Origin of the sequence: Pantoea sp. Cr_R13 (assembly GCF_029222565.1) — a bacterium.
Taxonomy (GTDB): Bacteria; Pseudomonadota; Gammaproteobacteria; order Enterobacterales; family Enterobacteriaceae; genus Pantoea; species Pantoea eucalypti.
Map to the genome: position 1 here is coordinate 124,155 of NZ_JARHXL010000018.1, position 18,621 is coordinate 142,775.

The 18,621-nt window shown below is 57.0% G+C and carries 12 protein-coding genes and 1 riboswitch; of the genes, 10 read left to right on the forward strand and 2 right to left on the reverse strand.

Features of this window, described 5'->3' with window-relative positions; translation table 11 throughout:
• Positions 1 to 821: 821 nt before the first annotated feature.
• Genes leuA through leuD form a run of 4 tightly spaced genes read left to right on the forward strand, consistent with a single transcriptional unit; the run spans position 822 to position 5,497 of the window.
• Positions 822 to 2,384 (forward strand): 2-isopropylmalate synthase, encoded by a 1,563-nt coding sequence (gene leuA / locus P2R09_RS17535; RefSeq protein ID WP_275771597.1) that lies wholly within the window; start codon positions 822 to 824, stop codon positions 2,382 to 2,384.
• Positions 2,385 to 2,386: 2 nt separating this feature from the next.
• A complete protein-coding gene (leuB, locus tag P2R09_RS17540) occupies positions 2,387 to 3,478 on the forward strand; it encodes a 3-isopropylmalate dehydrogenase (RefSeq protein ID WP_275771599.1) in 1,092 nt (363 codons plus the stop codon).
• Between the two features lie 3 nt (positions 3,479 to 3,481).
• Positions 3,482 to 4,888 (forward strand): 3-isopropylmalate dehydratase large subunit, encoded by a 1,407-nt coding sequence (gene leuC / locus P2R09_RS17545; RefSeq protein ID WP_275771601.1) that lies wholly within the window; start codon positions 3,482 to 3,484, stop codon positions 4,886 to 4,888.
• 3 nt (positions 4,889 to 4,891) lie between these two features.
• Positions 4,892 to 5,497: a 3-isopropylmalate dehydratase small subunit gene (gene leuD, locus P2R09_RS17550; RefSeq protein WP_008925570.1), complete on the forward strand. Its 606-nt coding sequence runs from the start codon at positions 4,892 to 4,894 to the stop codon at positions 5,495 to 5,497.
• A gap of 227 nt (positions 5,498 to 5,724) precedes the next feature.
• Here leuD and P2R09_RS17555 read toward each other — a convergent pair whose 3' ends face one another.
• A complete protein-coding gene (locus P2R09_RS17555) occupies positions 5,725 to 6,903 on the reverse strand; it encodes an MFS transporter (RefSeq protein ID WP_275771604.1) in 1,179 nt (392 codons plus the stop codon).
• A gap of 255 nt (positions 6,904 to 7,158) precedes the next feature.
• Here P2R09_RS17555 and sgrR point away from each other — a divergent pair, with 255 nt between their 5' ends.
• The 4 genes from sgrR to thiQ all read left to right on the forward strand — a co-directional run bounded on the left by sgrR (position 7,159) and on the right by thiQ (position 12,262).
• Positions 7,159 to 8,820 carry an HTH-type transcriptional regulator SgrR gene (gene sgrR / locus P2R09_RS17560; RefSeq protein WP_275771606.1) on the forward strand — a complete coding sequence of 554 codons (1,662 nt, stop codon included), beginning with the start codon at positions 7,159 to 7,161 and terminating at the stop codon, positions 8,818 to 8,820.
• A gap of 35 nt (positions 8,821 to 8,855) precedes the next feature.
• Positions 8,856 to 8,958: riboswitch (TPP riboswitch) on the forward strand.
• A 46-nt stretch (positions 8,959 to 9,004) separates the two neighbouring features.
• Positions 9,005 to 9,991, forward strand: a complete 987-nt coding sequence (gene thiB / locus P2R09_RS17565; protein WP_275771609.1) for a thiamine ABC transporter substrate binding subunit — start codon at positions 9,005 to 9,007, stop codon at positions 9,989 to 9,991.
• Positions 9,967 to 11,574: a thiamine/thiamine pyrophosphate ABC transporter permease ThiP gene (thiP, locus tag P2R09_RS17570; RefSeq protein ID WP_275771611.1), complete on the forward strand. Its 1,608-nt coding sequence runs from the start codon at positions 9,967 to 9,969 to the stop codon at positions 11,572 to 11,574. The genes thiB and thiP overlap by 25 nt, the downstream gene beginning before the upstream one ends.
• Entirely contained in the window at positions 11,561 to 12,262 is a 702-nt protein-coding gene (thiQ, locus tag P2R09_RS17575) for a thiamine ABC transporter ATP-binding protein ThiQ (protein ID WP_275771613.1), read from the forward strand. The genes thiP and thiQ overlap by 14 nt, the downstream gene beginning before the upstream one ends.
• A 3-nt stretch (positions 12,263 to 12,265) precedes the next feature.
• On the opposite strand, the gene P2R09_RS17580 is transcribed toward thiQ, so the two are convergent.
• Positions 12,266 to 13,030 carry a DedA family protein gene (locus P2R09_RS17580; protein ID WP_008925565.1) on the reverse strand — a complete coding sequence of 255 codons (765 nt, stop codon included), beginning with the start codon at positions 13,028 to 13,030 and terminating at the stop codon, positions 12,266 to 12,268.
• A 168-nt stretch (positions 13,031 to 13,198) separates the two neighbouring features.
• Here P2R09_RS17580 and polB point away from each other — a divergent pair, with 168 nt between their 5' ends.
• Both polB and rapA read left to right on the forward strand, forming a co-directional pair.
• The gene (polB, locus tag P2R09_RS17585; protein WP_275772096.1) at positions 13,199 to 15,559 is read left to right on the forward strand and encodes a DNA polymerase II; all 2,361 of its coding nucleotides are present in this window, start codon (positions 13,199 to 13,201) and stop codon (positions 15,557 to 15,559) included.
• 153 nt (positions 15,560 to 15,712) lie between these two features.
• Positions 15,713 to 18,619 carry an RNA polymerase-associated protein RapA gene (gene rapA, locus P2R09_RS17590; protein ID WP_275771616.1) on the forward strand — a complete coding sequence of 969 codons (2,907 nt, stop codon included), beginning with the start codon at positions 15,713 to 15,715 and terminating at the stop codon, positions 18,617 to 18,619.
• Positions 18,620 to 18,621 lie beyond the last annotated feature (2 nt).

Below are 18,621 nucleotides of genomic sequence, written 5' to 3' on the forward strand. Positions count from 1 at the left end.
ATCAAAATCTTATGTTTATGCACGACAGCGGAAACGTCAGCCGCTGTCCGGTTACAGAGAAATCTGTTGCGTTTATTTTTCTGAGAGTAGGTCGATTACCATAACCGCAGTTAACCGGGCAGGCAAACCGCAAACCCGCGTAAATTAAAAGGCAGGGACGTAAAGCCTCTGGCCGATAAGAATTGGCTACGCGGATTAAACTAATTACGCGGCAGAACCGCAGAGGAAAATGCTGGGTATGAAATTATTTTCAGCGTGATCTAAGAAATAACGAAAACTTATTACCGGCTGCAATAGCCCACTATCGCCTGACATTTTTCTTTTCTGGCGTAATTAACCAGAAAATCACTAAAGCACATTGGATTATGCTAACCAGCAGGTGATAAATGCTATGACCCCGCATAACACCATGCAAACAAAATACTTATAATTCAATTGAATAGAATTTAAATCGCGCCCCAGCGCCCCGCATTCCAGCGCTGATTGCGTCCACAGTGAGGGTCGCGCTGTTCATTACGCTGCCTGACCGATAAATAACAGAATATCTTTCTCTGACGCCCAGGAGAATACCCCTGCATTGAAGGTTGACATCCCTGAATGATTCCAGTACCAATATGTACAGCACAACATTTTATAAGGTTTGAATCCATGTTTCGTTCTGTTCGCCTTCTCGGTCTACTACTAAACGCACTCAGCTTGCGCGGTGGACTTGTGGGCGGAATCAAACACTGATTCAAACCTGCTGAAAGTTAAAAACCCGCGCCTGTCGCGGGTTTTTTTATGCTCGTTGCCAGGCCAGAAAAAGCATAAGGATGAATACGATGAGCCAGCAAGTCATTATTTTCGATACCACTCTGCGCGACGGTGAGCAGGCATTACAGGCCAGCCTGAGTGTGAAAGAAAAATTGCAGATTGCGTTAGCGCTGGAGCGCATGGGCGTGGATGTGATGGAAGTCGGTTTCCCGGTCTCCTCACCGGGCGACTTTGAGTCTGTTCAGACCATTGCGCGCACCATCAAAAACAGCCGCGTCTGTGGACTGGCGCGCTGTGTAGAAAAAGATATCGACGCAGCTTATGAGTCACTGCGTGTTGCCGAAGCCTTCCGTATTCATACCTTCATCGCCACTTCCCCAATGCACATCGCAACCAAACTGCGCAGCACGCTGCCAGAAGTGATTGAGCGTGCGGTACATATGGTGAAGCGTGCGCGTAACTACACCAGTGACGTTGAGTTCTCCTGTGAAGATGGCGGCCGTACCCCGATTGATGACCTGTGCCGTATGGTGGAAGCCACGATTAACGCCGGTGCGACCACCATCAATATCCCGGATACCGTTGGTTACACCCTGCCAGGCGAATATGCGCACATCATCAGTGAACTGATGAACCGCGTTCCCAACATTGATAAAGCGATTATCTCTGTGCATACCCACGATGACCTGGGAATGGCAACCGGTAACGCCCTGGCTGCCGTTCAGGCAGGCGCGCGTCAGGTTGAAGGCACGATGAATGGTCTGGGTGAACGTGCCGGTAACTGTGCGCTGGAAGAGGTGATCATGGCGATTAAAACCCGTCAGCAGATCATGAACGTGCACACCACTATCAATCATCAGGAAATCTACCGCACCAGCCAGATGGTCAGCCAGATCTGCAACATGCCGATTCCGGCTAACAAGGCAGTAGTCGGTTCCAACGCCTTCGCCCACTCCTCCGGTATTCATCAGGATGGTGTGCTGAAGAATCGCGAGAACTACGAAATCCTGACGCCGGAGTCGATCGGCTTACACAAAATCCAGCTGAACCTGACCTCACGTTCAGGCCGTGCGGCGGTAAAACATCGCATGGAAGAGATGGGCTATGCCGAGCAGGATTACAATCTGGATACGCTGTATGACGCTTTCCTGAAGCTGGCCGACAAAAAAGGTCAGGTTTTCGATTACGACCTGGAAGCGCTGGCCTTCATCAACAAACAGAATGAAGAGCCGGAGCATTTCCAGCTGCATGAATTTAACGTCCAGACCGGTTCCAGCATGACTGCCACCGCCTCGGTTAATCTGGGTTGCGGCGATGTCGCTAAATCTGATGCGGCTACCGGTAACGGCCCGGTTGACGCGGTTTACCAGGCGATTAACCGCATTACCCAGTTTGACGCTGAGTTGATTAACTACAAACTGACCGCTAAAGGCCACGGCGAGAATGCGCTGGGCCAGGTCGATATCGTCGTAAGCTACAACGGCCGCAAGTTCCACGGCATCGGTCTGGCGACCGATATTGTAGAGTCCTCCGCTAAAGCGATGGTCAACGCCCTGAACAATATCTGGCGTGCCCGTCAGGTTGAACAAGAATTGCAGCGCAAATTTAAAGATCAGAAGGAAACCGTATAACCATGTCCAGCTCATCTCATATCGCAGTTTTACCCGGTGACGGTATCGGCCCGGAAGTCATGGCACAGGCTATGAAGGTGCTGGATGCCATTCGTCAGCGCTTTGATATGCAGATCACCACCCAGGAATATGCGGTCGGCGGCATCGCTATCGATCAGCATGGCGAACCTCTGCCGCCCGCTACGGTTGCAGGCTGCGAGCAGGCCGACGCGATCCTGTTTGGTTCCGTTGGTGGCCCGAAGTGGGAGCACTTACCGCCCGCATCACAGCCAGAACGCGGTGCCCTGTTGCCACTGCGTAAACATTTTAAGCTGTTCAGTAACCTGCGTCCGGCGGCACTCTACAGCGGTCTGGAAGCATTCTGCCCGCTGCGCGCCGACATCGCAGCCAAAGGCTTCGATATTCTGTGCGTGCGTGAACTGACCGGCGGCATCTATTTTGGTCAGCCAAAAGGACGTGAAGGCAGCGGCCCGGAAGAGCGTGCTTTTGATACCGAGGTCTATCACCGTTTCGAAATCGAGCGCATTGCCCGTATCGCGTTTGAATCGGCGCGCAAACGTCGCAACAAAGTCACCTCGGTTGATAAAGCTAACGTGCTGCAGACCTCGGTGATGTGGCGTGAAATCGTTAATGAAGTGGCTAAAGAGTACCCGGACGTACAGCTGAGCCACATCTATATCGACAACGCCACCATGCAGCTGATTAAAGACCCGTCGCAGTTTGACGTGCTGCTCTGCTCCAACCTGTTTGGTGACATTCTCTCTGATGAGTGCGCCATGATTACCGGCTCGATGGGTATGCTGCCCTCTGCCAGCCTGAATGAAGCGGGCTTTGGCCTGTTCGAACCGGCGGGGGGTTCAGCGCCGGATATCGCCGGACAGAATATTGCCAACCCGGTCGCCCAGATTCTGTCACTGTCATTGCTGTTGCGTTACAGCCTGAATGCGGATGACGCTGCCGACAGTATCGAACGCGCCATCAGTCGTGCGCTGGAACAGGGCTACCGCACCAAAGATTTAGCCGGTGATGGCCCCGCGGTCAGCACAGATGAGATGGGCAGCATCATTGCCCGCTTTATCGCCGAGGAAAAATAAAAAATGAAAACTTTATACCAGAAGTTATTTGATGCACATGTCGTCCACGAAACGCCAGAAGAAACCCCGTTACTCTACATTGATCGCCATCTGATCCATGAAGTGACCTCACCCCAGGCTTTTGATGGCCTGCGGGCGCACGGACGTAAAGTCCGTCAGCCAGGTAAAACCTTTGCCACCATGGATCACAACGTTTCCACGCAGACCAAAGACATTAATGCGTCAGGCGAGATGGCGCGTATTCAGATGCAGGAGCTGATGAAGAACTGCGCAGAGTTTGGCGTACAGCTCTATGACCTGAATCACCCGTTCCAGGGCATCGTCCACGTTATCGGCCCTGAGCAGGGTATGACGTTGCCGGGCATGACCATTGTCTGCGGCGACTCGCACACCGCGACGCACGGCGCCTTTGGCTCACTGGCCTTTGGTATCGGCACCTCTGAAGTCGAACATGTGTTTGCAACGCAGACCCTGAAACAGGGTCGGGCGAAAACCATGAAGATTGAAGTACTGGGCCAGGCGTCCACCGGCATCACTGCTAAAGATATCGTGCTGGCAATCATCGGTAAAACCGGCAGCGCGGGCGGCACCGGCTATGTCGTTGAGTTCTGCGGCCCGGCCATTGAGGCGCTGAGCATGGAAGGTCGTATGACCCTGTGCAACATGGCGATTGAGATGGGGGCGAAAGCGGGCCTGGTGGCACCGGACGAAACCACCTTTAACTATCTGAAAGGTCGTCAGTTCTCGCCTCAGGGTGAGAAATGGGAGCAGGCAGTGGATTACTGGCGCACCCTCAAGTCTGACGAAGGCGCGAAGTATGATGCGGTGGTCACGCTGCATGCCGAAGAGATCGCACCGCAGGTCACCTGGGGCACCAACCCGGGTCAGGTGATTGCCGTTGATCAGGTGATCCCGAATCCGGCCTCGTTCGCCGATCCGGTTGAGCGTGCCTCAGCAGAAAAAGCGCTGGCCTACATGAACCTGCAGCCGGGCATCAGACTGACCGATGTCGCGATTGATAAAGTGTTTATCGGCTCCTGCACCAACTCACGCATTGAAGATCTGCGTGCCGCCGCCGCCATTGCTAAAGGCCGCAAAGTCGCGCCGGGTGTGGTTGCCATGGTGGTGCCAGGCTCCGGCCCGGTCAAAGCGCAGGCTGAAGCGGAAGGTCTGGATAAAATCTTCCTGGAAGCGGGCTTTGAATGGCGTCTGCCAGGCTGCTCAATGTGTCTGGCGATGAACAATGACCGTCTGAATCCGGGCGAGCGTTGCGCATCGACCAGTAACCGTAACTTTGAAGGTCGCCAGGGCCGCGGTGGACGTACCCATCTGGTCAGCCCGGCGATGGCCGCGGCGGCTGCCGTGACTGGCCACTTTGCCGACATCCGTGAACTGACGACAGGAGCTTAAGTCATGGCGAATAAATTTACTCAGCATACCGGTATTGTTGCGCCGCTGGATGCCGCAAACGTCGATACGGACGCAATCATTCCTAAGCAGTTTTTGCAGAAGGTAACCCGCACCGGTTTCGGTCAGCACCTGTTCCACGACTGGCGCTTTGAAGATGATGCCGGTACGGTGCCGACGCCCGGCTTTGTGCTGAATAAGCCGGAGTTTAAAGGCACCAGCATCCTGCTGGCGCGCGAGAACTTTGGCTGCGGCTCCTCACGTGAGCATGCCCCGTGGGCGCTGACCGATTTCGGTTTCCACGTGGTGATTGCGCCGAGCTTCGCGGATATCTTTTACGGCAACAGTTTCAACAACCAGCTGTTGCCGGTGAAATTAAGCGAAGAGGAAGTGGATGAGCTGTTCAGACTGGTAGCGGCCCAGCCAGGCATCAGCTTCACGGTAGACCTGGAAGCGCAGACGGTCACCGCAGGCGACAAAGTCTATTCGTTTGAGCTCGACAGCTTCCGCCGCCACTGCATGATTAACGGCCTGGACAGCATCGGCCTGACGCTGCAGCATGAAGCGTCGATTTCGCAGTATGAGCAGAATCAGCCCGCCTTCCTGCGCTGACTGCGTTAAAGCAGGGCTAGTCTGGCAGCAATGATTAAGTCTGACACGCAAGGAACACGGGCAGAGGAGGAAAGCGTCCCGCGCCACGGACGGCGCGGGCCGAGCGGCCAGGGATTGGTTTAAGCGACTTTCCTATCTGACCGTGTTCCTTTCGCCGGCTCGGCCTTAAAGCCACCAGGCCGCACTTTATCAGCACTCTGAGGGCGACATCCGGTCGCCCTTCTTCTTTATACGTCGCGCACCCGCGCCGACATCACCAGCGCCACAATTGCCAGCCCGAATGCCAGCCAGTAAACCGCCTCATGTCCCAGCCGCTCACTCAGCGTCCCCTGAATAACACCTGCCAGAATCATGCCGGTCGAAATCGAATTGGTGAACATCGTGGTCGCCGCACCCGGCCGTCCTGGCATCAGATCCTGGAACCACAACATCCCTATGCCAGCAATAATCCCGACAAACACCGCGTTAAACAGCTGCAACACCATCAGCGAAGTGCGGGAATTGAACAGCACCAGCCCCAGATAAAACAGGACGCCCGCCGCCACCGCGATCAACATTAACCGCCGCTTGCCGATGCGGCGCGCATAATGACCCGCCAGCAGCATCACCGGGATTTCCACCCCGGCCGCCGTTCCCATCAGAAGACCAGCCAGCTTCTCCGGCAGACCCAGCGTGGTACTGATATAGAGCGGCATATCGATGATATACATCGTGTTGCAGGTCCACATCGCCACCGAGGCGAGGAACAGCAAACGCACATCGCGATCGCGCCAGCCGCTCAACGGCAGCCCGCCGCTTTGCATCAGTGGCTGCGAACGTGGCACCGACGGCAGGGTAAACCAGACCAGAAGAATACACAGCAGAAACAGCACGGCGGCCACCATAAACAGCGTCACAAAGCCGTAGTTCAGCGCCAGCGCGAACGATAACGGTGGCCCGATCACCCACGCCAGCGACAGCTGCGCACGCATCACCGAACTGAACATCACCGCTTCACGCGCCGACTGATCGGCATACTCCCGCGCCAGCGCAAACAGCTGCGGCATTGAGACGCTGGCGAGCGCCGACAGCAGCACACCGAGCGTCAGCAGGGTCAGATAGTCGCGGGTAAAGGCAAACAGTAGCGCATTCGCCAGCGCCATCAGGCAGCAGAAGAGAATGATATGGCGACGATCGCCAACGCTGTCTGAGCGCTTTGCCACCAGCATACTCACCACGATACCGGCCACCGCATTGATGGTGAAAAACAGCCCGACCCAGAAAGGTCTCGCCTGCACCTCGCGCGTCAGAAACAGGCTGAGCGTGGGCGCCTGAAGTGCGCCCGCGATGCCCAGCATGAACGAGGCAACCATAAAAGCGAGGTAAACCGGATTGATGCGGCGCTGCCGCGTTAACAGCGATTTCATAACGAAATCCCTTAAAGAACAAACAGAGGGGAAAAAAGAAGGGTAGACGATACCGTGCAACATGAAAAAAGCCAGCAGAGATCCTCTGCTGGCGGTGTAAATGCACCCTACTCAGAAAAATACGCCGGCTTAACAGCGAAGTCAGGGTTGAACGCCATTCACAACTGAATGCCTCCCGCTCTTCCCATATCGCAAATTTTGCTCTTAAAATGAGGCAGGAAAAACAGAGCGCTTTTCACAGGGAGTTCCCCTTTTATGTCTTCATCACGTCTGAAGCAGCAGTTCATCCGCCTGTGGCAAAGCTGTCAGGGACAAACGCAGGAGATTACCCTCAGCGAGCTGGCTGATCTGCTGCACTGCTCACGCCGGCATATGCGTAATCTGCTTAACCGGATGCAGGCCGCAGGCTGGCTGACCTGGCAGGCGGAGGCCGGACGTGGCAAGCGTTCACAGCTCACCTTTTGCTATACGGGTTTGGCCCTGCAGCAGCAGCGTGCCGAGGATTTGCTGGCGCAGGATCGCATCGATCAACTGGTCCAGCTGGTAGGGGATAAAGATCAGGTGCGTCAGATGATTGGCGCACATCTGGGGCGCAGTTTCCGGCAGGGCAAACATATCCTGCGGGTGCTTTACTATCGTCCGCTGCTCAACCTGCTGCCTGGCTCACCGCTGCGGCGCTCGGAAACTCATCTTGCGCGACAGATTTTCAATGGGCTGACGCGGATAAACGAGGAAAACGGGGAAATCGAACCCGATATTGCTCACCACTGGCAGCAGACCTCCCCGCTTCACTGGCGCTTCTTTCTGCGTCCGGCGATTCGCTTCCATCATGGCAGAGAACTGGAGATGGAAGATGTACTTGCCACACTGGCGCGTCAGCGCCCCCATCCGCTCTTCTCCCATATTGCGCAGATTGACTCGCCCGCGCCCTGGACGCTGGATATCCATCTAAGCCAGCCCGACGAGGGATTACCCTGGCTGCTGGGCAGCGTCAGTGCGATGATCCTGCCGCGAGAATGGCCGACGCTGCATGATTTTGCCCGCCAGCCGGTTGGCACCGGTCCTTACCGGGTAATCCGCAATCAGGAGAGTCAGCTGAAGATAGAAGCGTTCGATGACTACTTCGGTTTTCGCGCATTGATTGATGATGTCTCTATCTGGGTACTGCCCGATATCAGCGATGAACTGGTCTATGCCGGTGTCCGTCTGCAGGGTGACAAAGCTGATGATATTCAGGAGGAGAGTCGCCTTGAAGAAGGTTGTTACTATCTGCTGTTCGACCAGCGTTCAGAACTGGGTCGCAACGAAGCGGTCCGGCGCTGGGTCAGCTACCTGTTTAACCCTATCGCCCTGCTCAATCACGCTGGTGTCGGCTATCAGCGTTACTGGTTCCCGGCGTATGGTCTGCTGCCACGCTGGCATCATCGTCGTGACCTCACACCCGTAGAAAAGCCGCCCGGCTTAACCCATCTGACGCTGACCTGGTACAGCCAGCACGTGGAGCATGAAGGCATCGCGAATGCGCTGCGTCCGCTGCTGGCAGAGCATGGCGTGACGCTGGAAACCCGGGAGATCAGCTACGAAAGCTGGTATCAGGGCGACGCGGAGAGTGATATCTGGCTGGGCAGCGTGAACTTTACCCTGCCGCTGAACTATTCGCTGTTCGCGCAGCTTTATGAGATCCCGCTGCTGCATCATTGTCTGGCGATCGACTGGCACGGCGATGCGGCCCGCTGGCGTGAGAAAACACTGCCGCTGGCAGAATGGAGCAAACAGCTGGTTGAAGAATCCGGTCTGCATCCGCTGTTTCACCACTGGCTGCTGCTTGAAGGACAGCGCAGCATGCGCGGTGTGCGGATGAATACGCTGGGCTGGTTTGATTTTAAATCGGCCTGGTTCGCCCCACCGGCGCTGTGACGCTTTCGCCCCGGCACTGAAATGACTAGAATGTGACGTTCTCAACGGGGTGCGGCCTGCCACAAGCAAGCCGCTGAGAGAGACCCGTCGAACCTGATTCGGTTAATACCGACGTAGGGATTTGAGAGGCCATTGTGCTCAGATCCTTTGCGACTCATCCCCTATTCTCCTGAAGGAGCGCAAAGTGTTAAACAAAGTTCTGCCGGTGCTGCTGTTACTCTCCGCCCCCGTTCTGGCGGCTAAGCCGGTTCTCACGGTCTACACCTACGACTCCTTCTCCGCGGACTGGGGCCCTGGACCTGCGGTAAAAAAAGCCTTTGAAGCACAGTGCAACTGCGAGCTGAAATTCGTCACGCTGGAAGATGGCGTGTCGCTGCTGAACCGTGTGCGGATGGAAGGCAAAAACAGTAAAGCCGATGTGGTACTGGGACTGGATAACAACCTGGTGCAGGCCGCGCAGAAAACCGGTCTGTTTGCCGAAAGTCAGGTCGACACGTCGAAATTAACGCTGCCCGATGGCTGGCACAACACCACCTTTGTGCCGTTCGATTATGGCTACTTCGCTTTTGTTTATGACAAAACCCGGCTGAAAAATCCGCCAAAAAGTCTGAAAGAGATGGTCGACAGTCCGGAGAAGTGGCGGGTGATCTACGAAGATCCCCGCACCAGCACGCCCGGCTTAGGGCTGCTGCTCTGGATGCAGAAGGTCTATGGCGATCAGGCGCCGCAGGCGTGGCAAAAACTGGCGCAGAAAACCGTGACGGTCACCAAAGGCTGGAGTGAAGCCTATGGCCTGTTCCTCAAGGGCGAAGGGGATCTGGTGCTGAGTTACACCACCTCACCGGCTTACCACATCATTGAAGAGAAAAAAGAGAACTACGCCGCGGCGCCCTTTGCAGAGGGTCACTATCTGCAGGTTGAAGTTGCCGCACAGTTAGCCAGCAGCAAACAGCCGGCGCTGGCACAGCAGTTCATGAAGTTTATGGTCTCACCTGACTTCCAGCGCACCATCCCCACCGGCAACTGGATGTATCCGGTGATTGATACGCCGCTGCCTGCCGGTTTCGGCGCACTCAACGTGCCTTCCACTGCTCTGCAGTTCTCGCCGGAAGAGGTTGCCAGCCAGCGTTCGGGCTGGATTAGCCAGTGGCAACGCGCCGTCAGTCGCTGATGCCGCGCTGGCTGATTCCCGGTTCGCTCGCCACGATATTGCTGAACATCGTGGCATTTATGGCGTTCGGTGCCCTCTGGAGCGCCGCACCGGACACGGACTTACGTAGCGTGCTGCAGGATGACTACCTGCAGCACGTTATCGCGTTCTCTTTCGGTCAGGCGCTGCTCTCAGCCCTGCTGTCGCTGCTGCCTGCGGTGCCGCTGGCGCGGGCGCTCTATCGACGCCGTTTTCCGGGTCGTCTGCTGCTGCTGCGCCTGTGCGCCATGACGCTGGTACTGCCGGTTCTGGTCGCGGTGTTTGGCCTGCTGACCGTCTATGGCAGCAATGGCTGGCTGGCGCAGCTGTGCCAGCTGTTCGGCATCGGTTATCACTTCTCGCCCTATGGTCTGCCGGGCATTTTGCTGGCGCACGTCTTCTTTAACCTGCCGCTGGCGACCCGCCTGATGCTGCAGGCGCTGGAGAGTATTCCGGCGGAACAGCGTCAGCTGGCGGCACAGCTCGACCTGCGCGGCTGGCACCATTTTCGTCTGCTGGAGTGGCCATGGCTGCGGCGTCAGCTGCTGCCGACCGGCGCGCTGATCTTCATGCTCTGTTTCGCCAGCTTTGCCACCGTACTGTCACTCGGCGGCGGTCCGCAGGCCACCACCATTGAGCTGGCGATCTTCCAGGCGCTGAGTTATGACTACGATCCCGGACGCGCAGCGCTACTGGCGCTCATCCAGCTCGGCTGCTGTCTGACGCTGGTGCTGCTCAGCCAGCGCTTCAGCAAGGCGATTCCCGCCGGAACCAGCCAGCTGAACGGCTGGCGTAATCCGCAGGATTCGCGCGCAGCACAGCTGATCGATGCACTGCTGATCCTTCTGGCACTCCTCCTGCTGTTGCCGCCGCTGGCGGCGGTCATCGTCGATGGTCTGCATGGCGGACTACGCGGCGCGCTGGTGCAGCCTGCACTGTGGCAGGCCACCCTGACGTCATTACGTATCGCCATCGGTGCCGGTCTGATCTGTGTGGTGCTGAGCATGATGCTGCTGTGGAGCAGTCGGGAACTGCGTCTGCGCCAGCGTCCGACGGCGGCACAGTTGATCGACACCAGCGGCATGCTGATTCTGGCGATGCCAGGCATTGTGCTCGCCACCGGCTTTTTCCTGCTATTCAACGCCACCATCGGTCTGCCCGATTCGGCTGAAGGGCTGGTGATCTTTACCAATGCGCTGATCGCCATTCCCTATGCGCTGAAAGTACTGGAAAACCCGATGCGGGATGTCGCAGAGCGCTACGGCAGGCTCTGCGATTCGCTGGATATCCACGGCTTGAACCGGCTGCGGCTGATCGAGCTGCGGGCGCTGAAACGTCCGCTTGCCCAGGCGCTGGCTTTTGCCTGCGTACTGTCGATTGGTGATTTCGGCGTGGTGGCACTGTTTGGCAACGCTGACTTCCGCACACTGCCGTTCTACCTTTATCAGCAGATTGGTGCCTACCGCGGCGCAGATGGCGCGGTCACCGCTCTGCTATTACTGCTGCTCTGTTTATTGCTGTTCACGCTAATGGAAAAATTACCAGGCCGCCATGCTGACTCTTGATAACCTCACTTACCTTTATCAGCATCTGCCGATGCGCTTCAGCCTCAAGGCCACACGTGGCGAGCGCATCGCCATTCTCGGCCCCAGCGGAGCCGGGAAGAGCACCCTGCTTAGCCTGATTGCCGGTTTCCTGCCGGTGAAACAGGGCACCCTGATGATTGACGGGCAGGATCACACCCACAGCGTGCCAGCCAGACGACCGGTTTCGATGCTGTTTCAGGAGAACAATCTGTTTCCGCACCTCAGCGTACAGGAGAACATGGCGCTGGGGCTGCATCCGGGATTAAAACTCAGCGCTGAGCAGCGTCAGCAACTGGCTGCACTGGCCGATCAGGTGGGATTAGGCGATCTGCTAAACCGTCTGCCGGGCGAGCTGTCGGGCGGACAGCGACAGCGTGTGGCGCTGGCGCGCTGTCTGCTGCGTGATCGTCCGGTGCTGCTGCTGGATGAGCCTTTTTCTGCACTGGATCCCGCGTTGCGCGGCGAGATGCTGCAACTGGTGCGTTCTGTGTGCGAAGCGCGTGGCATTACACTGCTGATGGTGTCGCACAGTCTGGAAGATGCCCAGCAGATTGCGCCGCGCAGCATAGTGATTGTGGATGGACGGGTTTACTGGGATGGCGAGACCCGACAGCTGCTGTCGGGTGACACGAGGGAGGCCGAAGTCCTCGGCATCCCGCGCCGTTAAGCGTTACGCGAAGAAAACCTGCCACAGCAGATGACGGAAAATCGGCATCATCGGATGGAACTGAATGCCGACAAACGCTGCGACGGCGATCACCAGCCCCAGTGGACCTGCCCAGCGCAAACGCTCCGGCGGCAGCCAGGCTGTCGCCCAGTCACGACTCTTGCCACTGCGCCACCAGCGCCAGCATAACCAGCCCCCGAGCCAGATCAGCAGTGCTGCGCCAAGTAACAGCCATTTAAAGCTGCCGCCCTGCGCGGCTTTCGGCACATCAATCGCCACGCCTGCCAGAATACCAGGCAGCAGATAGAGCGGTGGCCAGAGGATGCAGCCGATAATGTTCGGCGGCAGAAATTTACGCACCGGCAGCTCCAGCATACCGGCCGCCAGCGGGATCAGCGGACGCGTAGGTCCCACAAAGCGCCCGACCAGAATCGTAAACATGCTGTGCTGATGCAGGGCGTGCTCGGTTTTATCCAGCAGGCCTTTATACTTTTGCAGATACTTCCAGCGGTGCAGCGGTCCCTGGAATTTCCAGCCGATACCGTAAGAAACCCAGTCACCAATCAGGCAGCCCGCAAAACCCGCGGCCCAGGCCGGGTAAAGGCCCAGCTCGCCACTGCCGATCAGCGCGCCCAGGCTGGCCATCATCACTGTACCTGGCAGCAACAGCCCGACCAGCGCCAGCGACTCCAGAAACGTCACCAGCGCAACGGCAAACAGTGCCCATTCCAGGGACTGCGTAATCAGTTGTTGAATCCAGGCTTCCATAATCATCCTAAGTAAAAGCAGAAGGCTGGATTGTCCAGAGCCAGCCACACAGCGTCAAGGCAAGAATTGTAGGACAATGTTGACAAAACCGGTGGCGGGAACTGTATAAATATCCATGGTATACTTAAGCAGTTTTCTCACCCCTGAAATACTGAGTCCGGAGAACATCTGAATATGCCCCGCGCAGGTTTTCTGCTCACCCGCCACTGGCGCGACAGCCCTCATGGCACCGAAATTATCCTCTGGCTCGCCACTGATGCCGGCGCGCAGCGCGTGGTGCTGCCCGTGCAGGAGTCTGTCGCATTTATTCCCGAAGAATTTCAGGTGCAGGTGAGCGAACTCCTCAAAGATGAACGTCAGTTTCGGATTCAGTCGCTGGCGCTGAAAGATTTCCGCCGCCGCCCGGTTTTTGGCCTCTACTGCCCGCAGCATCGTCAGCTGCAGCGCATTGAAAAACGGCTGCGTGAACAGGGCATTCCGGTGTATGAAGCGGATATTCGCCCGCCGGAGCGCTACCTGATGGAACGTTTTATTACCGCGCCGGTCTGGTTTGACGGCGAGCAGCGCGGGGATAGCGTGGTCAATGCGCGTCTCAAACCCCATCCCGACTATCGCCCGCCACTGAAGTGGGTCTCGCTGGATATTGAAACCACACAGCATGGCGAGCTCTACTGCATCGGGCTGGAGGGCTGCGGTCAGCGTCAGGTTTATATGCTCGGCCCGGCCAACGGTGATGCCAGCACGCTGGATTTCGATCTGATCTATCTCGACAGCCGGCCACAGCTGCTTGAAGCGCTGAACCAGTGGTTTGCAGATCACGATCCGGATGTGTTGATTGGCTGGAATGTGGTGCAGTTTGACCTGCGGGTGTTGCAAAAGCATGCCGATCGTTACGGCATTCCACTTCGTCTTGGTCGCCAGCAGGCCGCGCTGGAGTGGCGTGAACATGGCTTTAAGCCCGGCGTTTATTTCGCGCAGGCCAGCGGGCGGTTGATTATTGATGGCATTGACGCGCTGAAATCAGCGTTCTGGGATTTTCCCTCCTTCAGCCTGGAGTCGGTGTCGCAACAACTGCTGGGTGAAGGTAAAGCAATCGATAATCCCTGGCAGCGCATGGAGGAGATCAACTGGCGTTTTGCCAACGATAAACCGGCGCTGGCACGCTACAACCTCAAAGACTGCGAGCTGGTGACGCGCATTTTTCATAAAACGGCGATAATGCCTTTTCTGCTGGAACGTGCAGCGGTGAATGGCCTGGCAGTCGATCGCCACGGCGGTTCGGTGGCGGCCTTTGGTCATCTTTATATTCCGCGGATGCATCGCGCGGGATTTGTTGCCCCGAACCTGGGTGATGTGGCTCCGGAAGCCAGTCCGGGTGGCTATGTGATGGATTCGCGCCCTGGTCTGTATGACTCGGTGCTGGTGCTGGATTATAAAAGTCTCTATCCGTCGATTATCCGCACCTTCCTGATCGACCCGGTGGGTCTGGTAGAAGGACTGGCTCATCCTGATGATGCCGATTCGGTCGAAGGTTTTCGCGAAGCGCGTTTCTCCCGGCACACTCACTGCCTGCCTGCGATCGTCGAGCAGATCTGGCTGGGGCGTGAAGCAGCAAAAAAGCAGAAAAACCAGCCGCTGTCTCAGGCGCTAAAGATTATCATGAATGCCTTTTACGGTGTGCTGGGCACCAGCGCCTGCCGTTTCTTTGATCCGCGCCTCGCCTCCTCAATTACCCTGCGCGGTCACGCCATCATGCAGCAGACACGCGCGCTGATCGAGGCGGAAGGCTATGACGTCATCTATGGCGACACCGACTCCACTTTTGTCTGGCTGAAGTCCGCCCACAGTGAAGAGCAGGCCGCCGCGATTGGTCAGCAACTGGTGCAGAAAGTGAATGCCTGGTGGCGCGACCACCTGCAGCAGACCCACGGGCTGACCAGCGCACTGGAGCTGGAGTATGAAAACCATTTTTGTCGTTTTCTGATGCCGACCATTCGCGGCGCGGAACAGGGCAGCAAGAAACGCTATGCCGGACTGATTCGTGACGCCGCCGGTGAACGCATGGTTTTCAAGGGGCTGGAGTCGGTGCGAACGGACTGGACGCCACTGGCAAAAGCGTTTCAGCAGCAGCTCTACCACCGTATCTTCCACCGTGAGCCGTGGCAGGATTACATTCGCACCACCGTAGCGCAGCTGCTGGCGGGTGAACTCGACGATCAGCTGATCTATAAAAAGCGTCTGCGACGTCCGTTAAAGGAATATGAACGAAACGTGCCCCCGCACGTGCGTGCCGCCAGGCTGGCGGATGAGCAGAATCGTAAATTAAACCGGCCATTGCAGTATCAGAATGGAGGCCGGATTCGTTACGTCATTGCCACGGCAGGCCCCGAGCCACTGGAGGCACGCAGCACGCCGCTGGATTACGACCACTACGTTACGAAGCAACTTCAACCTGTCGCGGAGGGGATTCTGCCCTTTGTCGAAGGGGACTTTGCTACACTTATTACCGGGCAGCTGGGGCTTTTTTGACAGGTGACGAATGCCCTGCCATCCAGTACCATAGCGCCCTTCCTGAAACTCACCGCTCTTAAAGCCCGCTCCAGACCTTGTTGTCTGGTGGTAGCGCTATTGCCTGAGCTTTGGGAACACCTTTAAAAACGTTAAAATTCGAGCAAACAATATATGGTTTTTACATTAGGTCAGCGCTGGATTAGTGATACGGAAAGTGAACTGGGACTGGGCACCGTGGTGGCGATCGATACACGTATGATCACCCTGCTGTTTCCCGCTACGGGAGAAAACCGCCTTTACGCCCGCAACGATTCGCCGGTTACCCGCGTCATCTTTAATCCGGGTGATACCATCACCAGCCACGAAGGCTGGCAGATGCGCGTTGATGAAGTACGCAACGAAAATGACCTGATGACCTATATCGGTACCCGTCTGGATACCGAAGAAAGCGACGTGATGCTGCGCGAAGTGATGCTCGACAGCAAGCTGGTATTCAGTAAGCCGCAGGATCGTCTGTTTGCCGGCCAGCTCGACCGGATGGACCGTTTTGCCCTGCGCTTCCGCGCCCGTAAATACCAGAGTGAGCAATACCGCCTGCCGATTAGCGGCTTACGAGGTATGCGTACTAACCTGATCCCTCACCAGCTGCACATCGCCCATGATGTGGGCCGTCGCCATGCGCCGCGCGTGCTGCTGGCCGATGAAGTTGGCCTGGGTAAAACCATCGAAGCCGGGATGATCATCCAGCAGCAACTGCTGGCTGGCCGTGCCGAGCGCGTACTGATCGTGGTGCCTGAAACCCTGCAGCATCAATGGCTTGTTGAGATGCTGCGCCGCTTCAACCTGCGCTTTGCGCTGTTTGACGACGACCGCTACACCGAAGCGCAACACGACAGCGACAATCCGTTTGAAACAGAGCAGCTGATTATCTGCTCACTCGACTTCGTGCGTCGCAACAAACAGCGTCTTGAGATGCTGGCCGATGCCGAATGGGATCTGCTGGTCGTCGATGAAGCGCACCATCTGGCCTGGTCAGAAGGCGAGCCAAGCCGTGAATATCAGGTTATTGAACAGCTGGCTGAAAAAACTGCCGGGGTTCTGCTGCTGACCGCGACGCCGGAGCAGCTGGGCATGGAGAGTCACTTCGCCCGTCTACGCCTGCTCGACCCGGACCGTTTCCATGACTTTGCCGCCTTTGTTGAAGAGCAGCAGCATTTCCGCCCCATCGCCGATGCCGTTACCGCGCTGCTGGCGGATAAAGCGATCTCCCAGGAGGAGATGAACCGGATCAACGATCTGGTCGGCGAGCAAGACATCGAGCCGCTGCTGCAGGTTGCCAACAGCGACCGCGAAGGCAAGCTGGAAGCGCGTCAGGAACTGATCTCCATGCTGATGGATCGCCACGGCACCAGCCGCGTGCTGTTCCGTAACACCCGTAATGGGGTTAAAGGTTTCCCGAAACGCGAACTGCATCAGATCCGCCTGCCGCTGCCTGCGCAGTATCAGACGGCAATTAAAGTCTCCGGCATTATGGGCGCGCGCAAAAGCGCAGAAGAGCGGGCGCGCGACCTGCTCTATCCGGAGCAGATTTATCAGGAATTCGAAGGCGACAGCGGCACCTGGTGGAACTTCGATCCGCGCGTGGAATGGCTGATGGGCTATCTCACCACTAACCGTAAAGAGAAAGTGCTGGTGATCTGCGCCAAAGCGGCCACCGCGCTGCAGCTGGAGCAGGTACTGCGCGAGCGCGAAGGTATTCGTGCAGCGGTGTTCCACGAAGGTCTGTCGATCATTGAACGTGACCGTGCTGCCGCCTGGTTCGCCTCAGAAGAGAATGGCGCGCAGGTGCTGTTGTGCTCAGAGATTGGTTCAGAAGGCCGTAACTTCCAGTTTGCCAGCCGTCTGGTGATGTTCGATCTGCCGTTTAACCCGGACCTGCTGGAGCAGCGTATCGGCCGTCTGGATCGTATCGGTCAGGCGCACGATATTCAGATTCTGGTGCCATGGCTGGAGCAGACCGCACAGGCCGTGCTGCTGCGCTGGTATCACGAAGGGCTGGATGCGTTTGAACACACCTGTCCGACCGGCCGGACAATCTATGACAGCGTCCATTCGCAGCTGATCGGCTATCTGGCCGCACCGGAAAACAGCGAAGGCTTTGATGCGTTTATCACCGACTGCCGCAAACAGCATGACGCGCTGAAACTGCAGCTGGAACAGGGTCGCGATCGCCTGCTGGAGCTGAATTCAAACGGCGGTGAATCGGCTCAGTTGCTGGCTAACGCTATCGGCGAGCAGGATAACGACACCGGCCTGGTGAACTTCGCGCTTAACCTGTTTGATATTGTCGGTATCAATCAGGAAGATCGCAGCGATAACCTGATTGTGCTGACCCCTTCCGATCACATGCTGGTGCCCGATTTCCCTGGCCTGCCGGAAGATGGCTGCACCATCACCTTTAACCGCGATCAGGCGCTGTCACGTGAAGATACTCAGTTCATTACCTGGGAACATCCGCTGATTCGCAACGGACTGGATCTGATTCTGTCGGGCGACACCGGCAGCAGCGCCCTGTCACTGCTGAAGAACAAGGCGCTGCCGGTGGGGACGCTGCTGGTCGAGCTGATCTATGTAGTTGAAGCTCAGGCACCGAAGCATCTGCAACTGACCCGCTTCCTGCCGCCAACGCCCATCCGTCTGCTGATGGATACGAAAGGCACTAACCTGGCAGGCAAAGTGGAGTTCGAAAGCTTTAACCGTCAGTTGAATGCCGTTAACCGTCACACTGCCAGTAAACTGGTGAATGCGGTGCAGCAGGATGTCCATGCGATTCTGACTCAGGCCGAAGAGAGCGTCGTCAGCGAAGCGCGTGCCGTGATTGAGGCGGCACGGACCGAGGCGAATGAGAAGCTGGGTGCCGAGCTTTCGCGTCTTAACGCGCTGAAAGCCGTCAACCCGAACATCCGCGACGACGAAGTTGAGGCGCTGGAAAGCAATCGTGAAAAGGTGCTGCAAAGTCTGGATGAGGCCAACTGGCGTCTCGACGCGCTGCGCCTGATTGTGGTGACACACCAGTAAGC